We start from the raw sequence: 19,082 nt of genomic DNA on the forward strand, positions 1-19,082 counted from the left end.
AAACAGATCACCGTGGCCACGGGAGTACCGGTCTACTTCTGCGACCCGCACTCACCCTGGCAACGCGGATCGAACGAGAACACCAACGGCCTGCTGCGGCAGTACTTCCCCAAAGGCACCGACCTGTCCGTCCACAGCCCAGAAGACCTCGAACACGTCGCCCAGCAACTCAACCGCCGACCACGCAAAACGCTCGACTGGAGAACACCAGCCGAGCGCCTGCGTGATCTACTGACGACCACGTAAGCCATCAGGTGTTGCGAGGACCCCGAGAATCTGCCTGCGGGACGGGCCCTTCGTTGTGCCGGGGCGGGTGTCAGAGAGGCCGCAGCACCGGATCCTTGCGGGCGGCACCGAGAAGCTTGTCGAGCGCCAGCTCCACGTCTTCCTTCCAGGAGATCGCGGAGCGCAGCTCCAGCCGCATCCGGGGGTAGCGGTGGTGGGGCCGTACGGTCTTGAAGCCGACCGACACCAGATGGTCCGCCGGCAGCACGCACGCCGGCTCCTTCCAGGCCGCGTCTCCGAACGCCTCGACGGCTTTCACACCCCGGCGGAGAAGATCCTTCGCGACCGCCTGGACGATGGTCCGGCCCAGCCCCTGGCCCTGATACCCCGGGTTGAGCCACGCGGTCATCAGTTGGACGGCGTCCGCCGACACCGGGCTCGTCGGGAAGGCGAGAGAGCGGGGCACGTAGGCGGGCGGGGCGTACATGACGAACCCGGCCGGCACGTCGTCGACGTAGACGACCCGGCCGCAGGATCCCCACTCCAGCAGGACGGAGGAGATCCAGGCTTCCTTCTCCCGCTCGGGGTGCCCGGACTTGGCGGCGGCTTCACCGCTGACGTGATCCAGCTCCCAGAAGACGCACGAGCGGCAGCGCTTGGGGACGTCCGGGAGGTTGTCCAGGGTGAGCGGTACGAGCCTTCGCCCCATGGAGCCCGATCCCCTCCTTCACCGGCATCCCCCTCGATACCCGTATGCATCGTATCCGGAGACGACAAAACAGGCCGCGGATTCCGTCCGCGGCCTGTCTCGTGGAACGAGGAGGGGAGTGGGTCACTCGTCCTCGTCGGCGTCCTCACCGCTCAGCTTCTTCTCCAGCACCTTGCCCTCGCCGGGTGCCATCGAGCCGAGGATGCGCTCCAGATCCTCTATCGAGGCGAACTCGACGACGATCTTCCCCTTCTTCTGCCCGAGGTCGACCTTCACCCGGGTCTCGAAGCGGTCGGAGAGCCGGGACGCCAGATCAGTCAGCGCCGGCGACATCCGGTTGCCGGCCCGCGGCGCCTTCGGGCGGCGCCCGCTCTTGGGCTCCGACGCCATGAGGGTCACGATCTCCTCGACGGCACGCACCGACAGCCCCTCGGCCACGATGCGGTGTGCCAGCCGGTCCTGCTCGCCCGCGTCCTCCACGGACAGCAGCGCCCGCGCATGGCCCGCGGAGATCACCCCGGCCGCCACCCGCCGCTGCACGGGCGGCGAGAGCCGCAGCAGCCGCAGCGTGTTGGAGACCTGCGGACGGGAGCGGCCGATCCGGTCGGCGAGCTGGTCGTGCGTGCACTCAAAGTCCCGCAGCAACTGGTCGTAGGCGGCGGCCTCTTCCAGCGGGTTGAGCTGCGCCCGATGCAGGTTCTCCAGCAGCGCGTCCAGGAGGAGCTTCTCGTCGTCCGTGGCGCGGACGATCGCGGGGATCCGCTCCATGCCGGCCTCGCGGCAGGCACGCCAGCGGCGCTCACCCATGACCAGCTCATAGCGGTCCGGGTCCAGCCGGCGGACGACGACCGGCTGGAGGAGCCCGACCTCCTGGATGGAGGTGACCAGTTCGGCGAGGGAGTCCTCGTCGAACACCTCCCGCGGCTGCCGCGGGTTCGGCGTGATGGCGTCCAGCGGAACCTCGGCGAAGTGCGCACCGGCCACTTCGCCGCTGTCCGCGGCACCCTCGACGGCCTGCGGCGCCTCGTAGACGTGCTCCGGCGCCTGCTCCTCGTACCCCTGCGCCAGGGCCTCCGGCGCCCGCTCCGACACTATGACCGGCACCGCTGCCGGCGACATGGTGGCGCCGCCGACCAGCGGTCCCGAGTCATCGGCGGGAGTGGGAGCGGCGGGGATCAGCGCCCCCAGCCCACGGCCCAGTCCTCTGCGTCGTTCCGTCACTGAGCCCCTCCGTCGTGCCGCTCATGATGAGCCTCGCCCTGTCTGGGCATACCGCGCAGGGCCATCTCACGTGCCGCCTCCAGATAGGAGAGCGAGCCGCTTGACCCCGGATCGTAAGTGAGGACGGTCTGGCCGTAGCTCGGCGCCTCGGAGATCCGCACCGAGCGCGGGATGCTGGTCCTCAGCACCTCGGCGCCGAAGTGGCCCCGGACCTCGTCCGCCACCTGGGAGGCCAGGCGCGTCCTCCCGTCGTACATCGTGAGGAGGATCGTCGACACATGGAGCCTGGGGTTGAGATGCCCACGCACCAGGTCGACGTTGTGCAGCAACTGCCCCAGTCCCTCCAGCGCGTAGTACTCGCACTGGATGGGGATGAGGACCTCGTTGCCCGCCACCATGGCGTTGACGGTCAACAGGCCGAGGGACGGCGGACAGTCGATGAAGATGTAGTCCAACGGCTGTTCGTAGGCGTCGATCGCCCGCTTCAGCCGGCTCTCCCGCGCCACCAGCGAGACCAACTCGATCTCCGCGCCCGCGAGATCGATGGTCGCCGGCGCACAGAACAGCCCTTCGACATCGGGGACCGGCTGCACCACCTCGGCCAGCGGCTTGGCTTCCACCAGCACGTCGTAGACCGACGGCACCTCGGCGTGGTGGTCCACGCCCAGTGCGGTCGAGGCATTGCCCTGCGGGTCGAGGTCGATGACCAGCACCCGATTCCCGTGCAGGGCCAGGGATGCCGCCAGGTTGACCGTGGTGGTGGTCTTACCGACCCCGCCCTTCTGGTTGGCGACGACCATCACACGGGTCTGCTCAGGGCGCGGCAGACCCTGACCGGCCCGCCCGAGCGCCTCTACGGCGAGTTGAGCGGCACGGCCGATCGGGGTGTCGTCCATCGGGGGCGGTGTTTCACGTGAAACATCCGCCGATTCGGAGCGGGGACCGGGGACCGGATCGGCCATCGGCCCCGCGACATTGGCGTCGGACCGCAAGGATTCACTCTCCTCGACTTCAGACTCGCACTGCACAGAGCCTGCCATGCTTTCGGGGTCGCGAACCAGCGAGGCCCGTCCTCCTGTGGATGATTCCTTGTCCACAGCCGATTTGCGGGCCTCTGCGGCACCGCGTCCTCGACTGAGGATCCCGGGGAGCAACGAACGATGTTTCACGTGAAACACGATGCACAGCCCCGAGGGCACCACCGCGGCGACACTCCGGTACATGTAAGGTAGACGGCTTTAATGGACCGATCGGCCGTCTTTCGGATACGAGCAGACTAACGGCGTCGGCCGTGCCCGCCGCGACCGCCCTTCCGTGCGGCCCGGGCCCGCTTGGCAGCGAACCGCACGCCCCCCGGGCTCTCGCCCACCACGGCCCGCACCACGGTCGCCGGCGGGTCCACCACGTCGGCTCCGACATGCACGATCTCGGTCTCCGTGACGCCGAGCTTGTGCAGCGCGGCCTTCGAGGCGCGCAGCTCCTCCTCGGCGCTCTCGCCCTTGAGAGCCAGCATCTCTCCGTACGGGCGCAGCAGCGGCACTCCCCAGCCGGCCAGCCGGTCCAGCGGGGCCACCGCCCGCGCGGTGACCACATGGACGGGCTCCAGCGTGCCGAGGACCTCCTCGGCCCGGCCGCGGACGACGGTCACCTGCTGCTCAAGCCCCAGCAGCTCGGTGACCTCCTGGAGGAACCGGGTCCGCCGCAGCAGTGGCTCCAGCAGCGTGATCCGCAGGTCGGGGCGGACCAGCGCCAGCGGAATGCCCGGCAGCCCGGCACCCGAGCCGACGTCGCAGACCGCGACGCCCTCGGGCACCACCTCGGCGAGCACCGCGCAGTTCAGCAGGTGTCGCTCCCACAGCCGGGGGACCTCCCGCGGGCCGATCAGCCCGCGCGTCACCGCCGTGTCGGCCAGCAGCTCGGCGTAGCGCACCGCGTCCGGAAGGGCACCGCCGAAGACCTTGCCGGCGGCTTCCGGCACCGGCGGAAGATCCGCAACATCGGACACGGGGGACGTCCTCTCGCTGGAGCAGGGGCGGGGCGGGGGCGGGCTGGCGACGGCAGGTATCAGAAGAGCACTCTGGGCCGGTCGGATCAACCGGCCCAGAGGTGGAGCAGTGACGTTCGGGTCAAGCCGGGAGCACGACCACGCGGCGCTCGGGCTCCTCGCCCTCCGACTCGCTGCGGAGCCCCGCGGCCTTCACCGCGTCGTGCACCACCTTGCGCTCGAACGGCGACATCGGGCGCAGCTTCTCCGGCTCGCCGCTCTCCTTCACCCGTTCCACGGCCTCGGTGCCCAGCTCGGTCAGCTCCGCCCGCTTGCGCGCCCGGAACCCCGCGATGTCCAGCATCAGCCGGCTGCGGTCCCCCGTCTCCCGGTGCACGGCCAGCCGGGTCAGCTCCTGCAGCGCTTCCAGCACCTCGCCGTCGCGCCCCACCAGCTTCTGCAACTGGCGGTCCGACGCCCCTTCACTGATGATCGACACCGAGGCCCGGCCACCCTCGACGTCCATGTCGATGTCGCCGTCGAGGTCCGCGATGTCGAGCAGCTCCTCCAGATAGTCGGCGGCGATCTCGCCTTCCTGCTCAAGGCGCGTCAGGACGTCCTCGGCCGTGGCGTCGGTCTCCTCGGGCTGCCCGGGCTTGGCCTCGGTCTCCGAACCGGCTTCGCCGGTAGCGGAAGCGGTGTCCGTCACGTGGGGACTCCTTCTTACTTCTTCGACGGGTGCTTGGGCCGCTGCGGCCCCTTGCGCTGACCGGACTTCGCGTTACGGGCGCTGCCGCCTGCACCGCCGCTGCCGGATGAGCCGCCCGCCTTCTTCTTCTCGGCGTTCGACGCGGGCTTCTTGTCCTCGGGCTCCGCGGCGCCGGCCCCGCTCTCCTGCCGCTGGCCGGTGCCGCCGGACTGGGCGTGGCTGCGGCGCTGGGACTTCGACTGCCGCTTCGGCTGCTGCCGCCGGCCGGGGTCGCCGCCGCCGGGCTTGGCGTCGGCCAGCGGGGTCTCGCTCTTGATCACGGTGCCGTCCGCCTGAGGCTTCAGGTCGTGCTTGGCCAGCGCCGAGACGAACTTCTTCTCGTCCTCGTTGCGGTCCTTGCCCTTGGCGACCATCTGCTTGACGACGTAGCGGTCGCGGCGGCCGCGCACGCCCTCGTGGGCGATGACGTGCTTCTGCATACGCTCCAGCAGGTGCGCGTAGGACTTGCTGCCCGGGGTGGGGTTCCGCTTGATCACGTACATCTGCTGGCCCATGGACCACACGTTGGTCGTCAGCCAGTAGATCAGGACGCCGACGGGGAAGTTGATGCCGAAGACGGCGAACATGAGCGGGAAGATGTACATCAGCATCTTCTGCTGCTGCATGAACGGCGTCTTGACCGTCAGGTCGACGTTCTTCGTCATGAGCTGACGCTGCGTGTAGAACTGCGAACCCGACATCAGCACGATCATGATGATGGTGACGACCCGCACGTCCGCGAGCGTGGAGCCGAGGCTCTCTACCTTGCTCGCGCTGTCCATGAACTTCGCCGCGATCGGAGCCCCGAAGACGTGGGCCTCACGGGCCTGCTCGACCTGCGTGGCGTTGAGGACGCCGACCTCGTGGTTGCCGGCGATCTTGTTCAGCACCTGGAAGAGCGCCAGGAAGAAGGGGGACTGGGCGAGGATGGGAAGACAGCTCGAGAGCGGGTTGGTACCCGTCTCCCGGTACAGCTTCATCATCTCCTCGGACTGGCGCTGCTTGTCGTTCTTGTAGCGCTCCTGGATCGCCTTCATCTTCGGCTGCAGCACCTGCATGTTCCGCGTCGCCTTGATCTGCTTCACGAAGAGCGGGATCAGGGCGACGCGGATCACGACCACCAGCGCCACGATGGACAACCCCCAGGCCCAGCCGCTGTCCTCGGGGAAAACGAGGCTGAACAGCGAGTGGAACTGGACGATGATCCAGGAAACTGCCGTATAGAGAGGACCGAGGATCGTGTCCACGAATCAGGCTCCTTGGGCCTTGGGCTGCGTCTTGCCCAGGCGGCTGCGCAGCCGCTGGTGCCAGACCGGATGCTTGCGGGGCGGAACATGGTCGACCCCGCCGAGCGACCACGGATTGCAGCGCAGGATGCGCCAGGCGGTCAGGCCCGTGCCTTTGACCGCGCCGTGCAGCCGGATCGCCTCATAGCCGTAGTGCGAGCACGACGGGTAGTACTTGCAGACCGGCCCGAGCAGCGGGCTGATGGTCCACTGGTACAGCTTGATCAACCAAAGCAGCGGATACTTCATCGCGGCGCCCTTCCCAGCAACCGCCCCAGCGCTGCGTCCAGGTCATCGCGCAGCCGGTCGAAGCCGGCCTCCGCGGCGCCAGGCAGCGCCCGTACGACCACCAGGCTACCTGCGGGCAGCTCATCCATCCGATCCCGTATGAGATGACGCAGGCGACGCTTGACGAGGTTGCGCGCGACCGCCGGCCCGACGGCCCGGCTGACGACGAAACCCGCACGCGGCGGGGAGGCGTTCTCCCCGGCGGCATGCGGGTCACCGCCGCTGTTCAGATGGACGACGAGCAGCGGGCGGCCAGCCCGTCGTCCGCGGCGTACCGCTCGGGCGAAGTCCTCGCGCCGCCGCAGCCGGTGCTCAGCGGGCAGCACGGGCAGACCAACGGGGTCAGGCGGACAGGCGTGCGCGACCCTTGTTGCGACGGGCCGTGATGACGGCACGGCCGGCGCGGGTACGCATACGCAGCCGGAAGCCGTGCGTCTTGGCACGCTTGCGGTTGTTCGGCTGGAAAGTGCGCTTGCTCACTCGGGGGCTCCAGGAGAATCGTCACGGGTGGTTAGGCGCCGAACGGCTGCCACCGTGCGCCCTCGAGCCGGCTCGTCATCGCCCGACACGTGACATGATCACTGTCGCGGCCTGAGACTGATCGGAGGCAGGCGGCAGCAGCCGTCGACATCTCGACCTCGACACGGTACGCGGGCGGCTGCCGTCCGGTCAAACCCGCCCGGTGCGGCCGACACACCATAGGACACTGTGCACAGCCTGTGGACAACGACTTGAATGGGGCAGGTCGGCGTGACTACCGTGGCTGGACTTCCGACCCTTGCGCGGATCCATCCCACCCGTCCCGAGATCACACCTTCGTGACCTGCCGTGACCTGAAAGAGCGTGCCCCGTGGCCGACCTGCCTGCCGATCTCGCTGCAGTCTGGCCACGCGTGCTCGAACGGCTGCTCGCGGACGACCAGGGCATCGAGGCCAAGGACCACCGGTGGCTGCGCGACTGCCAGCCCCTCGTCCTCGTCGCCGGCACCGCCGTGCTGGCCGTGCCCAACGAGTACGCGAAAGGCGTCTTCGAGGGCCGTCTCGCCTCCAAGATCACCGAGGCGCTGAGCCACGCCTGCCACCAGCCCATCGGCCTGGCCGTCACCGTCAGCCCCGGCGAGCCGGAGTCGAAGCCGCAGCAGCCCCCGCCCCCGCCCGCGCAGCCGGGGCCCGAGCCGAGCGGGCACGGCCTGCACGTACCCCACACCCCGCAGGGCCCGCAGCCGCCGGCGCACGAGCAGGCCGCATACCCCGCCGCTCCGCACCTCCCGCTGCCCCACACCGCCGCGGGGCCCCCGCACCAGGGCCACCAGAGCCACCAGAACAGCGGCGGCCTGCTGCCCGAGCCGCCGTACGACGCCTACAGCCGCCCGGCCCCCGGGGACGACCGCCTGCCCACCGCCGCCCCGACGTACCCCGAGTACGCCCAGCCGCGCCCGGCGCCGGCCGCCTGGCCCCGCGCCGACCACCACCCGGGCCCGCCCGGCGCCCAGCCCGACGGGGCGGGAGGCACCGACGCCGCCGACTACTACGCGGCCCACGACCACCTCGCGCAGCGCCCCGCCCACGACAGGTACGCCCACCCCGGCGGCCCCGGCCCCTCCGGCGCCCAGGTCCCGCCGCTCGTCCAGGCCATGGGCAACGTCGAGCTGCCCGCGCCCAGCGGCGCGCCCGGCCCGCTCGCCGCCCAGCCCGCCCCGGCCACGGGGCCCGGCGAGCCGACCGCGCGGCTGAACCCGAAGTACCTCTTCGACACCTTCGTCATCGGCGCCTCCAACCGCTTCGCGCACGCCGCGGCGGTCGCCGTCGCCGAGGCCCCGGCCAAGGCGTACAACCCGCTGTTCATCTACGGCGAGTCCGGTCTGGGCAAGACGCACCTGCTGCACGCCATCGGCCACTACGCCCGCAGCCTCTACCCCGGCACCCGCGTGCGCTACGTGAGCTCAGAGGAGTTCACCAACGAGTTCATCAACTCCATCCGCGACGGCAAGGCGGACACGTTCCGCAAGCGCTACCGCGACATGGACATCCTCCTGGTCGACGACGTCCAGTTCCTGGCGAGCAAGGAGTCGACGCAGGAGGAGTTCTTCCACACCTTCAACACGCTGCACAACGCCAACAAGCAGATCGTGCTCTCCAGCGACCGGCCGCCCAAGCAGCTGATCACCCTGGAGGACCGGCTCCGCAACCGCTTCGAGTGGGGCCTGATCACCGACGTGCAGCCGCCGGAGCTGGAGACCCGGATCGCGATCCTGCGCAAGAAGGCGGTCCAGGAGCAGTTGAACGCGCCGCCGGAGGTGCTGGAGTTCATCGCCTCCCGGATCTCCCGCAACATCCGCGAGCTGGAGGGCGCCCTGATCCGGGTCACGGCCTTCGCCTCGCTCAACCGGCAGCCGGTGGACCTCGGGCTCACCGAGATCGTGCTGAAGGACCTCATCCCCGGCGGCGAGGACGCGGCCCCGGAGATCACCGCCGCGGCGATCATGGCTGCCACCGCCGACTACTTCGGGTTGACGGTGGAGGACCTGTGCGGCTCCTCCCGCAGCCGCGTGCTGGTCACCGCGCGCCAGATCGCCATGTACCTGTGCCGGGAGCTGACAGACCTCTCGCTGCCGAAGATCGGCGCCCAGTTCGGCAACCGGGACCACACCACCGTCATGCACGCGGACCGCAAAATCCGGGCGCTGATGGCCGAGCGGCGCTCGATCTACAACCAGGTCACCGAGCTGACCAACCGCATCAAGAACAGCTAGCGGGCGCCGCGCCCCGCCCTTGCGCCCCACCCCTGCGCCCGCCCCGTGCGCGTACCCGAACAGCCGAGCCCCCGCGCCCTGTTCGATTCCCGGCCCTGAACTGGCACTTCTCCACACCTCGGCGCGCTCCCGGCCGTCCACACCCTGGGGATCGGCGAGTTACCCACCGGAGGGTGTGGACGCGATCTGGACAACTCGCGTCCATGCAGCTCACCGGGGTGTGAATTTGTGGGCGGCCGTTGCCCACACCCTGTGGACGCCCGGGAGTGCGCCGACCGGCCGCGAGCGCTGTCCACCGCGGAAGACCACTCACCCACAGAAAACCCCGCTCTGTACACAGCCTGTCCACAAGGTTGTCCACTGTTCGGCAACGCAACGCGCGCCTTCACCGGGTCGAGTGAAAGCCGTCACACCGAGAGGCCGGATTGGCTGTGCAGAAACCCGGGTAACTCTGGGGATGGAGCTGTGGCTAAGTGGCCCCTGCCTGTGAACGGCCTGTGCACAGCCGGGCCCCGTCCACAGGAACCGCGGGTTATCCACCCTCCGTCCCCAACCCGCCTGTGGGCAAAATTCGCGGGCTGACCTGCGCAGACAGGGTTTTCCACGGTTTCCACAAGCCCTACTACTACCTCTACACGTATCTAGCTCGGAATCCGCTTCGAAGCAGGGCCTGTGCACAAGTGCGGTCGACGGCCTTCGAGGGCGACGGCGACGAGTTGACCCCGACCCACCCCCTGTGTCGGTGGCGTGCGTCAGACTGGTCTCCCACACCAACCGAGCCGGCAAGGGCCGAGAGCACCAGGAGGCGGTCTCCGTGAAGATCCGGGTGGAGCGCGACGTACTCGCGGAGGCAGTGGCCTGGGCGGCGCGCAGCCTCCCGGCCCGGCCGCCTGCGCCGGTGCTCGCCGGGCTGCTGCTGAAAGCCGACGGCGCGGACGGCGGGACCCTCAGCCTCTCCGGCTTCGACTACGAGGTCTCCGCCCGCGTCTCGGTGGAGGCGGACGTGGAGGAGGACGGCACGGTCCTCGTCTCCGGGCGGCTGCTCGCCGACATCTCCCGCGCGCTTCCCAACAGGCCTGTGGAGATCTCCACGGACGGCGTCCGAGTCACCGTGGTCTGCGGCTCCTCGCGGTTCACACTCCACACCCTGCCTGTGGAGGAGTATCCGGCGCTGCCGGAGATGCCGACCGCGACCGGCACGGTCTCCGGCGAGGTCTTCGCCGCCGCCGTCGCGCAGGTCGCCATCGCCGCCGGCCGGGACGACACGCTGCCGGTGCTCACGGGCGTGCGGATCGAGATCGAGGGCGACACGGTCACGCTGGCCTCCACGGACCGGTACCGCTTCGCGGTCCGCGAGTTCCTGTGGAAGCCGGAGACCGCGGACGCCTCTTCGGTGGCTCTCGTCCCCGCCAAGACGCTCCTGGACACGGCCAAGTCGCTGACCAGCGGTGACATCGTGACGCTCGCGCTGTCGGGCGCCGGTGCCGGCGAGGGCCTGATCGGGTTCGAGGGCGCCGGCCGGCGGACGACGACGCGGCTGATCGAGGGCGACCTGCCGAAGTACCGCACGCTGTTCCCCACGGAGTTCAACTCGGTGGCGGTCATCGAGACCCCGCCGTTCGTCGAGGCCGTGAAGCGCGTGGCGCTCGTGGCCGAGCGGAACACCCCGGTGCGGCTGAGCTTCGAGCAGGGGGTGCTGACGCTGGAGGCCGGTTCAAGCGACGACGCACAGGCTGTGGAAAGGGTGGACGCGCATCTTGAGGGCGACGACATCTCGATCGCCTTCAACCCCACGTTCCTGCTCGACGGGCTGAGCGCGATCGACTCGCCCGCGGCGCAGCTCTCGTTCACGACGTCGACGAAGCCGGCGCTGCTCAGCGGCAAGCCCGCGCTCGACGCCGAGGCGGACGAGGCGTACAAGTACCTGATCATGCCCGTGCGGCTGAGCGGCTGAGGGTCCGGCGTAGGCTCGGACCCGATAAGACGCACAGATGGACGAAGGGGCAGTGATGGAGCTCGGTCTCGTGGGTCTCGGCCGGATGGGCGGGAACATGCGTGAGCGCATCCGGCGTGCGGGTCACACCGTCGTGGGGTACGACCGCAATCCGGATGTCGCCGATGTCCACAGCCTGAAGGCTCTTGTGGACGCACTGCCCGCCCCGCGCGTGGTGTGGGTGATGGTGCCCGCGGGCGCGGCCACGCAGTCGACCGTCGACGAGCTGGCGGAGCTGCTCGAACCCGGCGACGTGCTCGTGGACGGCGGCAACTCGCGCTGGACGGATGACGAGAAGCACGCCGAGGAGCTGGGTGCGAAAGGCATCGGCTTTGTGGACTGCGGCGTCTCCGGAGGCGTGTGGGGGCTGGAGAACGGCTATGCGCTGATGTACGGCGGCGACGCCGAGCACGTGGCGCGGGTGCAGCCGGTCTTCGACGCGCTGAAGCCGGAGGGCGAGTACGGCTCCGTCCACGCCGGCAAGGTCGGCGCGGGGCACTTCGCGAAGATGGTCCACAATGGCATCGAGTACGCGATGATGCAGGCCTTCGCCGAGGGCTGGGAGCTGCTGGAGGCCGCGGACTCCGTCACCGACGTGCGCGAGGTGTTCCGTTCCTGGCAGGAGGGTACGGTCATCCGCTCCTGGCTGCTGGACCTGGCGGTCCGGGCGATGGACGATGACGAGCACCTGGACAAGCTCCGCGGGTACGCGGAGGACTCCGGCGAGGGCCGGTGGACGGTGGAGGCGGGCATCGACCACGCGGTGCCGCTGCCGGCGATCACGGCGTCGCTCTTCGCCCGCTTCGCCTCGCGCCAGGACGACTCGCCGCAGATGAAGATGATCGCTGCGCTGCGGAACCAGTTCGGTGGCCACGCGGTCAAGGAGGAGAAGTAACCTGCCGGGTGGCCGGCGGCAGCGCCGGCCCGCTGTTCGGTGAATCGGCCGTCTGCCTGGGGAGGTCGGCGTCGGGCCATGCACGTGTCTCATCTCTCGCTGGCCGACTTCCGTTCGTATGAGCGGGCGGAGGTGCCCCTCGACCCGGGGGTGACGGCGTTCGTCGGGCCGAACGGCCAGGGCAAGACGAATCTGGTCGAGGCGGTCGGCTATCTCGCGACGCTCGGCAGCCACCGGGTGTCCGCGGACGCGCCGCTGGTGCGGATGGGCGCGGCGCGTGCGGTGGTACGGGCCGCGGTGACTCAGGACGGCCGGCAGCAGCTCGTGGAGCTGGAGCTGAACCCGGGCAAGGCGAACAGGGCGCGGCTGAACCGTTCGTCCCAGGTGCGTCCGCGCGACCTGCTGGGCGTGCTGCGCTCGGTGCTGTTCGCGCCGGAGGACCTGGCGCTGGTCAAGGGCGATCCGGATCAGCGGCGCCGGTTTCTCGACGAGCTGATCACGGCGCGTGCGCCACGGCTGGCGGGCGTGCGCAGCGACTACGACCGGGTGCTCAAGCAGCGCAACACGCTGCTGAAGACGGCCGCGATGGCGCGGCGGCACGGCGGGCGGCAGTTGGATCTGTCGACGCTGGACGTGTGGGACCAGCATCTGGCGCGGGCCGGCGCGGAGCTGCTGGCGCAGCGCCTGGACCTGATCTCGCTGCTGCAGCCGCTGGTGGACAAGGCGTACGAGCAGGTGGCGCCGGGCGGCGGTCCGGTGGCGTGTGAGTACCGGTCGCCGGCGGGCGGGCGGTTTGCGGAGGCGCGTACCCGCGAGGAGTTCGCGGGGCTGCTGCTGGAGGCGATGGCCCAGGCGCGGAAGCAGGAGATCGAGCGGGGCGTGACGCTGGTGGGTCCGCACCGCGACGACTTGGTGCTGAAGCTGGGCGAGCTGCCGGCGAAGGGGTACGCGTCGCACGGGGAGTCGTGGTCCTACGCGCTGGCGCTGCGGCTCGCGTCGTACGAGCTGCTGCGCGGCGAGGGCGGCGGGGAGCCGGTGCTGGTGCTGGACGACGTGTTCGCGGAGCTGGACGCGCGGCGGCGGGAGCGGCTGGCGGAGCTGGTGGCGCCCGGCGAGCAGGTGCTGGTGACGGCGGCGGTGGCCGAGGACGTGCCGGGGGCGCTGGCTGGGGCGCGGTTCACGGTGGCCGACGGGCGGGTGGAGCGCGGATGAGCGAGGAGCCCGTACGTCCCGAAGGTGCCGGACGCCCCGGCCCGTCCGCGGACTCCGGCGCTCCCGGGTCTCCGGCGGGGTCGACGGCGGGGTCTCCGGCCGCTCCCGAGCCCTCCGGTGTCGACTTGGCGCGTGTGGCCCTGCGGGCGGCGCGCGCGGAGGCCCGTGCGCGGGGTGCGGCGGCGCAGCAGCGCCGGCAGGCCCGCCGCGACGGCGGGCTGCGCTCGGGCGCCCGCGCCGACGGCCGCGATCCGCTGCCGCTGGGTGCCGCGGTGAGCCGGCTGATCACCGAGCGGGGCTGGGAGGCGCCGGCGGCCGTGGGCGGTGTGATGGGCCGCTGGCCGCAGCTCGTCGGGCCGGAAGTGGCGCAGCACTGCGCGCCCGAGCGGTACGACGAGCAGGAGCGGGTGCTCGTGGTGGTGTGCGACTCCACGGCGTGGGCGACGCAGTTGCGGCTGCTGGCGCCGCAGTTGGTGGCGCGGCTGAACGAGGAGCTGGGCCAGGGCACCGTGAAGCTGATCAAAGTGGTGGGCCCGGGGGGCGGCGGGCGGCGCTTCGGGCCGCTGCGGGCACCGGGGAGCCGGGGTCCCGGGGACACGTACGGGTAGGCCCGTACCTTCTGCTGAACCCGGTCGGTAAACCTGTGATGGAGTGAGGTCGGTCACAGTAGCTCATGGTTGACGCCCCGAAGCGCTGAGTGGCGCTCAGAGGCTCTGCAGGCCCCGGTGTGTGCAGCCCCCCTCGGCGGGCAGATGTTCAGGGCGCCACATGCGGGTTCAGGCACCTGCAAACCGCCATTCTGTCGTGGGCTACCGGTAGACTGGGGAGCAACCCGCCCACTTGCGGAACACGCTGACCAACAACGACGCGGCCGCTCCCGCTCAGCCAGGAGAGTGGCCCGTGCTGTGCCAGAAAGGGCGCTTCGTGGCCGATTCCGGCAACTCCAACGAGAACATCCCTGCCAGCGAGAACGTCTCTCCGGGCGCCGACGGCGCCACGGAGGCGGCGGTCGCGGCTGCCGAGCGGGCACTCGCCCACGCGGAGGCGGAGGCCGTCGAGGACGCGGCGTACGACGCGAGCGCGATCACGGTCCTGGAGGGCCTGGACGCCGTACGCAAGCGCCCCGGCATGTACATCGGCTCGACCGGTGAGCGCGGTCTGCACCACCTGGTGCAGGAGGTCGTGGACAACTCGGTGGACGAGGCGATGGCCGGCCACGCGGACGCGATCGAGGTGACGCTGCTCGCCGACGGCGGCGTGCGCGTCGTCGACAACGGCCGCGGTATCCCGGTGGGCATCGTGCCGTCGGAGAACAAGCCGGCGGTGGAGGTCGTGCTGACGGTGCTGCACGCGGGCGGCAAGTTCGGCGGCGGCGGGTACGCGGTCTCCGGCGGTCTGCACGGCGTCGGCGTGTCCGTCGTGAACGCGCTTTCTACCCGGCTGTCGGTGGAGGTCAAGACCGACGGCTACCGCTGGACACAGGACTACAAGCTGGGCATCCCGACCGAGCCGCTGGCGCGGAACGAGGCGACGGACGAGACCGGCACCACGGTCACGTTCTGGGCGGACAGCGACGTCTTTGAGACGACGGACTACTCGTTCGAGACGCTGTCGCGCCGCTTCCAGGAGATGGCGTTCCTGAACAAGGGGCTGTCGATCACGCTGACGGACGAGCGGGCGGCGGCGAAGCAGACCTCGGGCGCGGACACCGCGGGCGCCGAGAACGAGGACAAGGCGCGCAGCGTCACGTACCACTACGAGGGCGGCATCTCCGACTTCGTACGCCACCTGAACTCGCGCAAGGGCGAGCCGGTGCACCCGTCGGTGATCGACTTCGAGGCCGAGGACACCGAGCGCAAGATCTCCGTCGAGATCGCGATGCAGTGGAACACCCAGTACAGCGAGGGCGTGTACTCGTTCGCGAACACGATCCACACCCACGAGGGCGGCACCCACGAGGAGGGCTTCCGGGCGGCGCTCACGGGCCTGGTGAACCGGTACGCGCGCGACCGTAAGCTGCTGCGCGAGAAGGACGACAACCTCACCGGCGAGGACATCCGCGAGGGCCTGACCTCGATCATCTCGGTCAAGCTGAGCGAGCCGCAGTTCGAGGGCCAGACGAAGACCAAGCTGGGCAACACGGAGGCGAAGACCTTCGTGCAGAAGGTCACGCACGAGCATCTGACGGACTGGCTGGACCGGAACCCGAACGAGGCCGCGGACATCGTCCGCAAGTCCATCCAGGCGGCGACGGCCCGCGTGGCGGCCCGCAAGGCGCGCGACCTGACGCGGCGCAAGGGGCTGCTGGAGACGGCGTCGCTGCCGGGCAAGCTGAGCGACTGCCAGTCGAACGACCCGTCCAAGTGCGAGATCTTCATCGTGGAGGGCGACTCCGCGGGCGGCTCGGCGAAGTCCGGCCGCAACCCCCGGTACCAGGCGATCCTCCCGATCCGCGGCAAGATCCTCAACGTGGAGAAGGCCCGGATCGACCGGGTGCTGCAGAACACGGAGGTGCAGGCGCTGATCTCGGCGTTCGGCACCGGCATCCACGAGGACTTCGACCTCGACAAGCTGCGGTATCACAAGATCGTGCTGATGGCCGACGCGGACGTCGACGGCCAGCACATCCAGACGCTGCTGCTGACGCTCCTGTTCCGCTTCATGCGCCCGCTGATCGAGGGCGGCCACGTGTTCCTGGCCCAGCCCCCGCTGTACAAGATCAAGTGGACCAGGGACGAGTTCGAGTACGCCTACTCCGACCGCGAGCGGGACCAGCTCATCGAGCTGGGCCGCGCGGCGGGCAAGCGGATCAGGGACGACTCGATCCAGCGTTTCAAGGGCCTGGGCGAGATGAACGCGGAGGAGCTGCGGGTCACCACCATGGACCCGGCCCACCGCGTGCTGCGCCAGGTCACGCTCGACGACGCCGCCGCGGCGGACGACCTGTTCTCGGTGCTCATGGGCGAGGACGTCGAGGCACGCCGCTCGTTCATCCAGCGCAACGCCAAGGACGTCCGCTTCCTCGACATCTGAGTCGGCCCCGCCCGGGCGCCCGGGGCTCCCCGCCCGGGAGCGCGACCGACCGCCTTCGAGACCTCTACGAAAAGGTAGAAAAGACCCGCAATGGCCGACGAGCTCACTCCCCAGAACCCCGACCCGCAGCCGGACGGCGAGGGCGAAGACGGCGGCATCGTGCTGCGCGTGGACGCCGTCTCGCTCGAGACCGAGATGCAGCGCAGCTATCTCGACTACGCGATGAGCGTGATCGTCTCGCGTGCGCTGCCGGACATCCGCGACGGGCTGAAGCCGGTGCACCGCCGCGTGCTGTACTCGATGTACGAGGGCGGCTACCGCCCGGAGCGCGGGTACTTCAAGTGCGCGCGCGTCGTCGGCGACGTGATGGGCAACTACCACCCGCACGGCGACTCGGCGATCTACGACGCCCTGGTGCGGCTGGCACAGCCGTGGTCGATGCGGATGCCGCTCGTCGACGGCAACGGCAACTTCGGCTCCCCGGGCAACGACCCGGCCGCCGCCATGCGCTACACCGAGTGCCGGATGGCGCCGCTGGCGATGGAGATGCTCCGCGACATCGACGAGGAGACCGTCGACTTCGGGGACAACTACGACGGCCGCTCCCAGGAGCCCACTGTCCTGCCCGCCCGCTTCCCGAACCTGCTGATCAACGGCTCGGCGGGGATCGCGGTCGGCATGGCGACGAACATCCCGCCGCACAACCTGCGGGAGGTCGCCGAGGGGGTGCAGTGGTACCTGGAGCACCCCGAGGCGTCCAGCGACGAGCTGCTCGAAGCCCTCCTCGCGCGCATCAAGGGCCCGGACTTCCCCAGCGGCGCGCTGGTCGTCGGCCGCAAGGGCATCGAGGAGGCGTACCGCACCGGCCGCGGCTCGATCCCGATGCGCGCGGTGGTCGAGGTGGAGGAGATCCAGGACCGGCAGTGCCTGGTGGTTACCGAGCTGCCGTACCAGGTCAACCCCGACAACCTGGCGCAGAAGATCGCCGACGGGGTGAAGGACGGCCGGCTGACGGGCATCGCCGACGTCCGGGACGAGACCTCGTCGCGTACGGGCCAGCGGCTGGTCATCGTGCTGCGCCGGGACGCCGTCGCGAAGGTCGTGCTGAACAACCTCTACAAGCACACCGACCTGCAGACGAACTTCGGTGCCAACATGCTGGCGCTGGTCGACGGCGTGCCGCGCACGCTGTCGCTGGACGCGTTCATCCGCCACTGGGTGGACCACCAGATCGACGTCATCGTCCGCCGCACCACCTTCCGGCTGCGCAAGGCCGAGGAGCGGGCGCACATCCTGCGCGGCCTGCTGAAGGCGCTGGACGCGATCGACGAGGTCATCGCGCTGATCCGGGCCTCGCAGACGGTGGACGTGGCGCGCCGGGGCCTGATGGACCTGCTGGAGATCGACGAGATCCAGGCGAACGCGATCCTGGAGATGCAGCTCCGCCGGCTGGCCGCCCTGGAGCGCCAGAAGATCACCGCGGAGCACGACGAGCTCCAGGCGAAGATCGACGACTACAACGCGATCCTCGCCTCCCCCGAGCGGCAGCGGCAGATCATCAGCGAGGAGCTGGCGGCGATCGTCGCGAAGTTCGGCGACGACCGGCGTACGCAGCTCGTGCCCTTCGAGGGCGACGTGTCCATCGAGGACCTGATCGCCGAGGAGGACATCGTCGTCACGATCACCCGCGGCGGCTATGTGAAGCGGACGAAGAGCACCGACTACCGCGCGCAGAAGCGCGGCGGCAAGGGCGTACGCGGGACGCGGCTGCGCGAGGACGACATCGTCGACCACTTCTTCGTCTCCACCACCCACCACTGGCTGCTGTTCTTCACGAACAAGGGCCGGGTGTACCGCGCCAAGGCGTACGAGCTGCCGGACGCCGGCCGCGACGCCAAGGGCCAGCACGTCGCGAACCTGCTGGCGTTCCAGCCGGACGAGCACATCGCGGAGATCCTGGCGATCCGGGACTACGCCGCCGCGCCGTACCTGGTGCTCGCCACCAAGGCCGGGCTGGTGAAGAAGACGGTGCTCAAGGACTACGACTCGCCCCGCCAGGGCGGCGTGATCGCGATCAACCTGCGGGAGATGCCGGACGGCTCGCCGGACGAGGTGATCGGTGCCGAGCTGGTCTCGGCCGAGGACGATGTGCTGCTCGTCAGCAGGAAGGCCCAATCGATCCGTTTCACTGCAACGGACGAGGCGCTGCGCCCGATGGGCCGCGCCACCTCCGGTGTGAAGGGCATGAGCTTCCGCGAGGGTGACGAACTCCTCTCGATGAATGTCGTGCGGCCCGGTACGTTCGTGTTCACCGCCACCGACGGCGGGTACGCGAAGCGTACGAACGTGGACGACTACCGCGTTCAGGGGCGAGGCGGACTCGGCATCAAGGCGGCGAAGCTGGTGGAGGACCGGGGTTCGCTGGTCGGCGCGCTGGTGGTGGAGGAGACGGACGAGATCCTCGCCATCACGCTCGGCGGCGGCGTGATCCGTACGCGGGTCGATGAGGTCAGGGAGACGGGCCGTGACACCATGGGCGTCCAACTGATCAACCTGGGGAAGCGGGACGCCGTGGTCGGCATCGCGCGGAACGCCGAAGCCGGCCGGGAGGCGGAGGAGGTCGAGGAGGCCGCCGACGCCGACGGCGCTGCCGAGGGGGCAGCCGTCGCAGACGGAGCCGGGAGCACGGACGCCGGGGCCAAGGGCGCCGCGGACGGTGAAGGCGAGGAGTAGGTC

General features: G+C 70.1%; 16 protein-coding genes and 1 pseudogene. 8 read left to right on the forward strand and 9 right to left on the reverse strand.

All coding sequences use genetic code 11. The features are described 5' to 3' along the window. The coding region (locus B124_RS29505; protein WP_496506043.1) for an IS30 family transposase at positions 1-246 on the forward strand (246 nt) is incomplete at its 5' end. A gap of 70 nt (positions 247-316) precedes the next feature. Here B124_RS29505 and B124_RS29510 read toward each other — a convergent pair. The 9 genes from B124_RS29510 to rpmH form a co-directional block, all read right to left on the reverse strand. Then, positions 317-934, reverse strand: a complete 618-nt coding sequence (locus B124_RS29510) for a GNAT family N-acetyltransferase (protein WP_496506044.1) — start codon at positions 932-934, stop codon at positions 317-319. Between the two features lie 123 nt (positions 935-1,057). After that, complete coding sequence (locus B124_RS29515) at positions 1,058-2,155, reverse strand: ParB/RepB/Spo0J family partition protein (protein WP_496506045.1); 1,098 nt, start codon at positions 2,153-2,155, stop codon at positions 1,058-1,060. Beyond that, complete coding sequence (locus tag B124_RS29520; protein WP_496506046.1) at positions 2,152-3,195, reverse strand: ParA family protein; 1,044 nt, start codon at positions 3,193-3,195, stop codon at positions 2,152-2,154. The genes B124_RS29515 and B124_RS29520 overlap by 4 nt, the downstream gene beginning before the upstream one ends. Positions 3,196-3,431: 236 nt before the next feature. Continuing rightward, positions 3,432-4,133 carry a 16S rRNA (guanine(527)-N(7))-methyltransferase RsmG gene (gene rsmG, locus B124_RS29525; protein WP_496506081.1) on the reverse strand — a complete coding sequence of 234 codons (702 nt, stop codon included), beginning with the start codon at positions 4,131-4,133 and terminating at the stop codon, positions 3,432-3,434. Positions 4,134-4,281: 148 nt separating this feature from the next. Further along, a complete protein-coding gene (locus tag B124_RS29530; RefSeq protein WP_496506082.1) occupies positions 4,282-4,752 on the reverse strand; it encodes a Jag family protein in 471 nt (156 codons plus the stop codon). Between the two features lie 110 nt (positions 4,753-4,862). Beyond that, positions 4,863-6,134, reverse strand: a complete 1,272-nt coding sequence (gene yidC / locus B124_RS29535) for a membrane protein insertase YidC (protein WP_496506047.1) — start codon at positions 6,132-6,134, stop codon at positions 4,863-4,865. A 3-nt stretch (positions 6,135-6,137) separates the two neighbouring features. After that, positions 6,138-6,422 (reverse strand): membrane protein insertion efficiency factor YidD, encoded by a 285-nt coding sequence (gene yidD, locus B124_RS29540; RefSeq protein ID WP_018838819.1) that lies wholly within the window; start codon positions 6,420-6,422, stop codon positions 6,138-6,140. Then, a complete protein-coding gene (rnpA, locus tag B124_RS29545) occupies positions 6,419-6,787 on the reverse strand; it encodes a ribonuclease P protein component (protein ID WP_496506048.1) in 369 nt (122 codons plus the stop codon). The genes yidD and rnpA overlap by 4 nt, the downstream gene beginning before the upstream one ends. Positions 6,788-6,803: 16 nt before the next feature. Next, positions 6,804-6,941 carry a 50S ribosomal protein L34 gene (gene rpmH, locus B124_RS29550; RefSeq protein WP_496506049.1) on the reverse strand — a complete coding sequence of 46 codons (138 nt, stop codon included), beginning with the start codon at positions 6,939-6,941 and terminating at the stop codon, positions 6,804-6,806. Between the two features lie 871 nt (positions 6,942-7,812). On the opposite strand from rpmH, the pseudogene dnaA reads away from it, so the two are divergent. The 7 genes and pseudogenes from dnaA to gyrA all read left to right on the forward strand — a co-directional run. Then, positions 7,813-9,213: pseudogene (gene dnaA / locus B124_RS29555) on the forward strand (chromosomal replication initiator protein DnaA); the annotation flags it as partial. An 814-nt stretch (positions 9,214-10,027) separates the two neighbouring features. Further along, on the forward strand, positions 10,028-11,167 hold the full coding sequence (gene dnaN, locus B124_RS29560; RefSeq protein WP_496506083.1) for a DNA polymerase III subunit beta: 1,140 nt from the start codon (positions 10,028-10,030) through the stop codon (positions 11,165-11,167). A 55-nt stretch (positions 11,168-11,222) separates the two neighbouring features. Further along, positions 11,223-12,101, forward strand: a complete 879-nt coding sequence (gnd, locus tag B124_RS29565) for a phosphogluconate dehydrogenase (NAD(+)-dependent, decarboxylating) (protein WP_496506084.1) — start codon at positions 11,223-11,225, stop codon at positions 12,099-12,101. A 78-nt stretch (positions 12,102-12,179) separates the two neighbouring features. Further along, on the forward strand, positions 12,180-13,313 hold the full coding sequence (recF, locus tag B124_RS29570) for a DNA replication/repair protein RecF (protein WP_496506050.1): 1,134 nt from the start codon (positions 12,180-12,182) through the stop codon (positions 13,311-13,313). Beyond that, positions 13,310-13,921 carry a DciA family protein gene (locus B124_RS29575; protein WP_496506051.1) on the forward strand — a complete coding sequence of 204 codons (612 nt, stop codon included), beginning with the start codon at positions 13,310-13,312 and terminating at the stop codon, positions 13,919-13,921. Before recF ends, B124_RS29575 begins: the two co-directional genes overlap by 4 nt. Positions 13,922-14,213: 292 nt before the next feature. Further along, entirely contained in the window at positions 14,214-16,346 is a 2,133-nt protein-coding gene (gene gyrB, locus B124_RS29580) for a DNA topoisomerase (ATP-hydrolyzing) subunit B (RefSeq protein WP_496506052.1), read from the forward strand. A gap of 90 nt (positions 16,347-16,436) precedes the next feature. Then, positions 16,437-19,079, forward strand: a complete 2,643-nt coding sequence (gene gyrA / locus B124_RS29585) for a DNA gyrase subunit A (RefSeq protein WP_496506053.1) — start codon at positions 16,437-16,439, stop codon at positions 19,077-19,079. Positions 19,080-19,082 lie beyond the last annotated feature (3 nt).

The sequence above is a fragment of the Streptomyces sp. CNP082 genome (genome assembly GCF_059570535.1).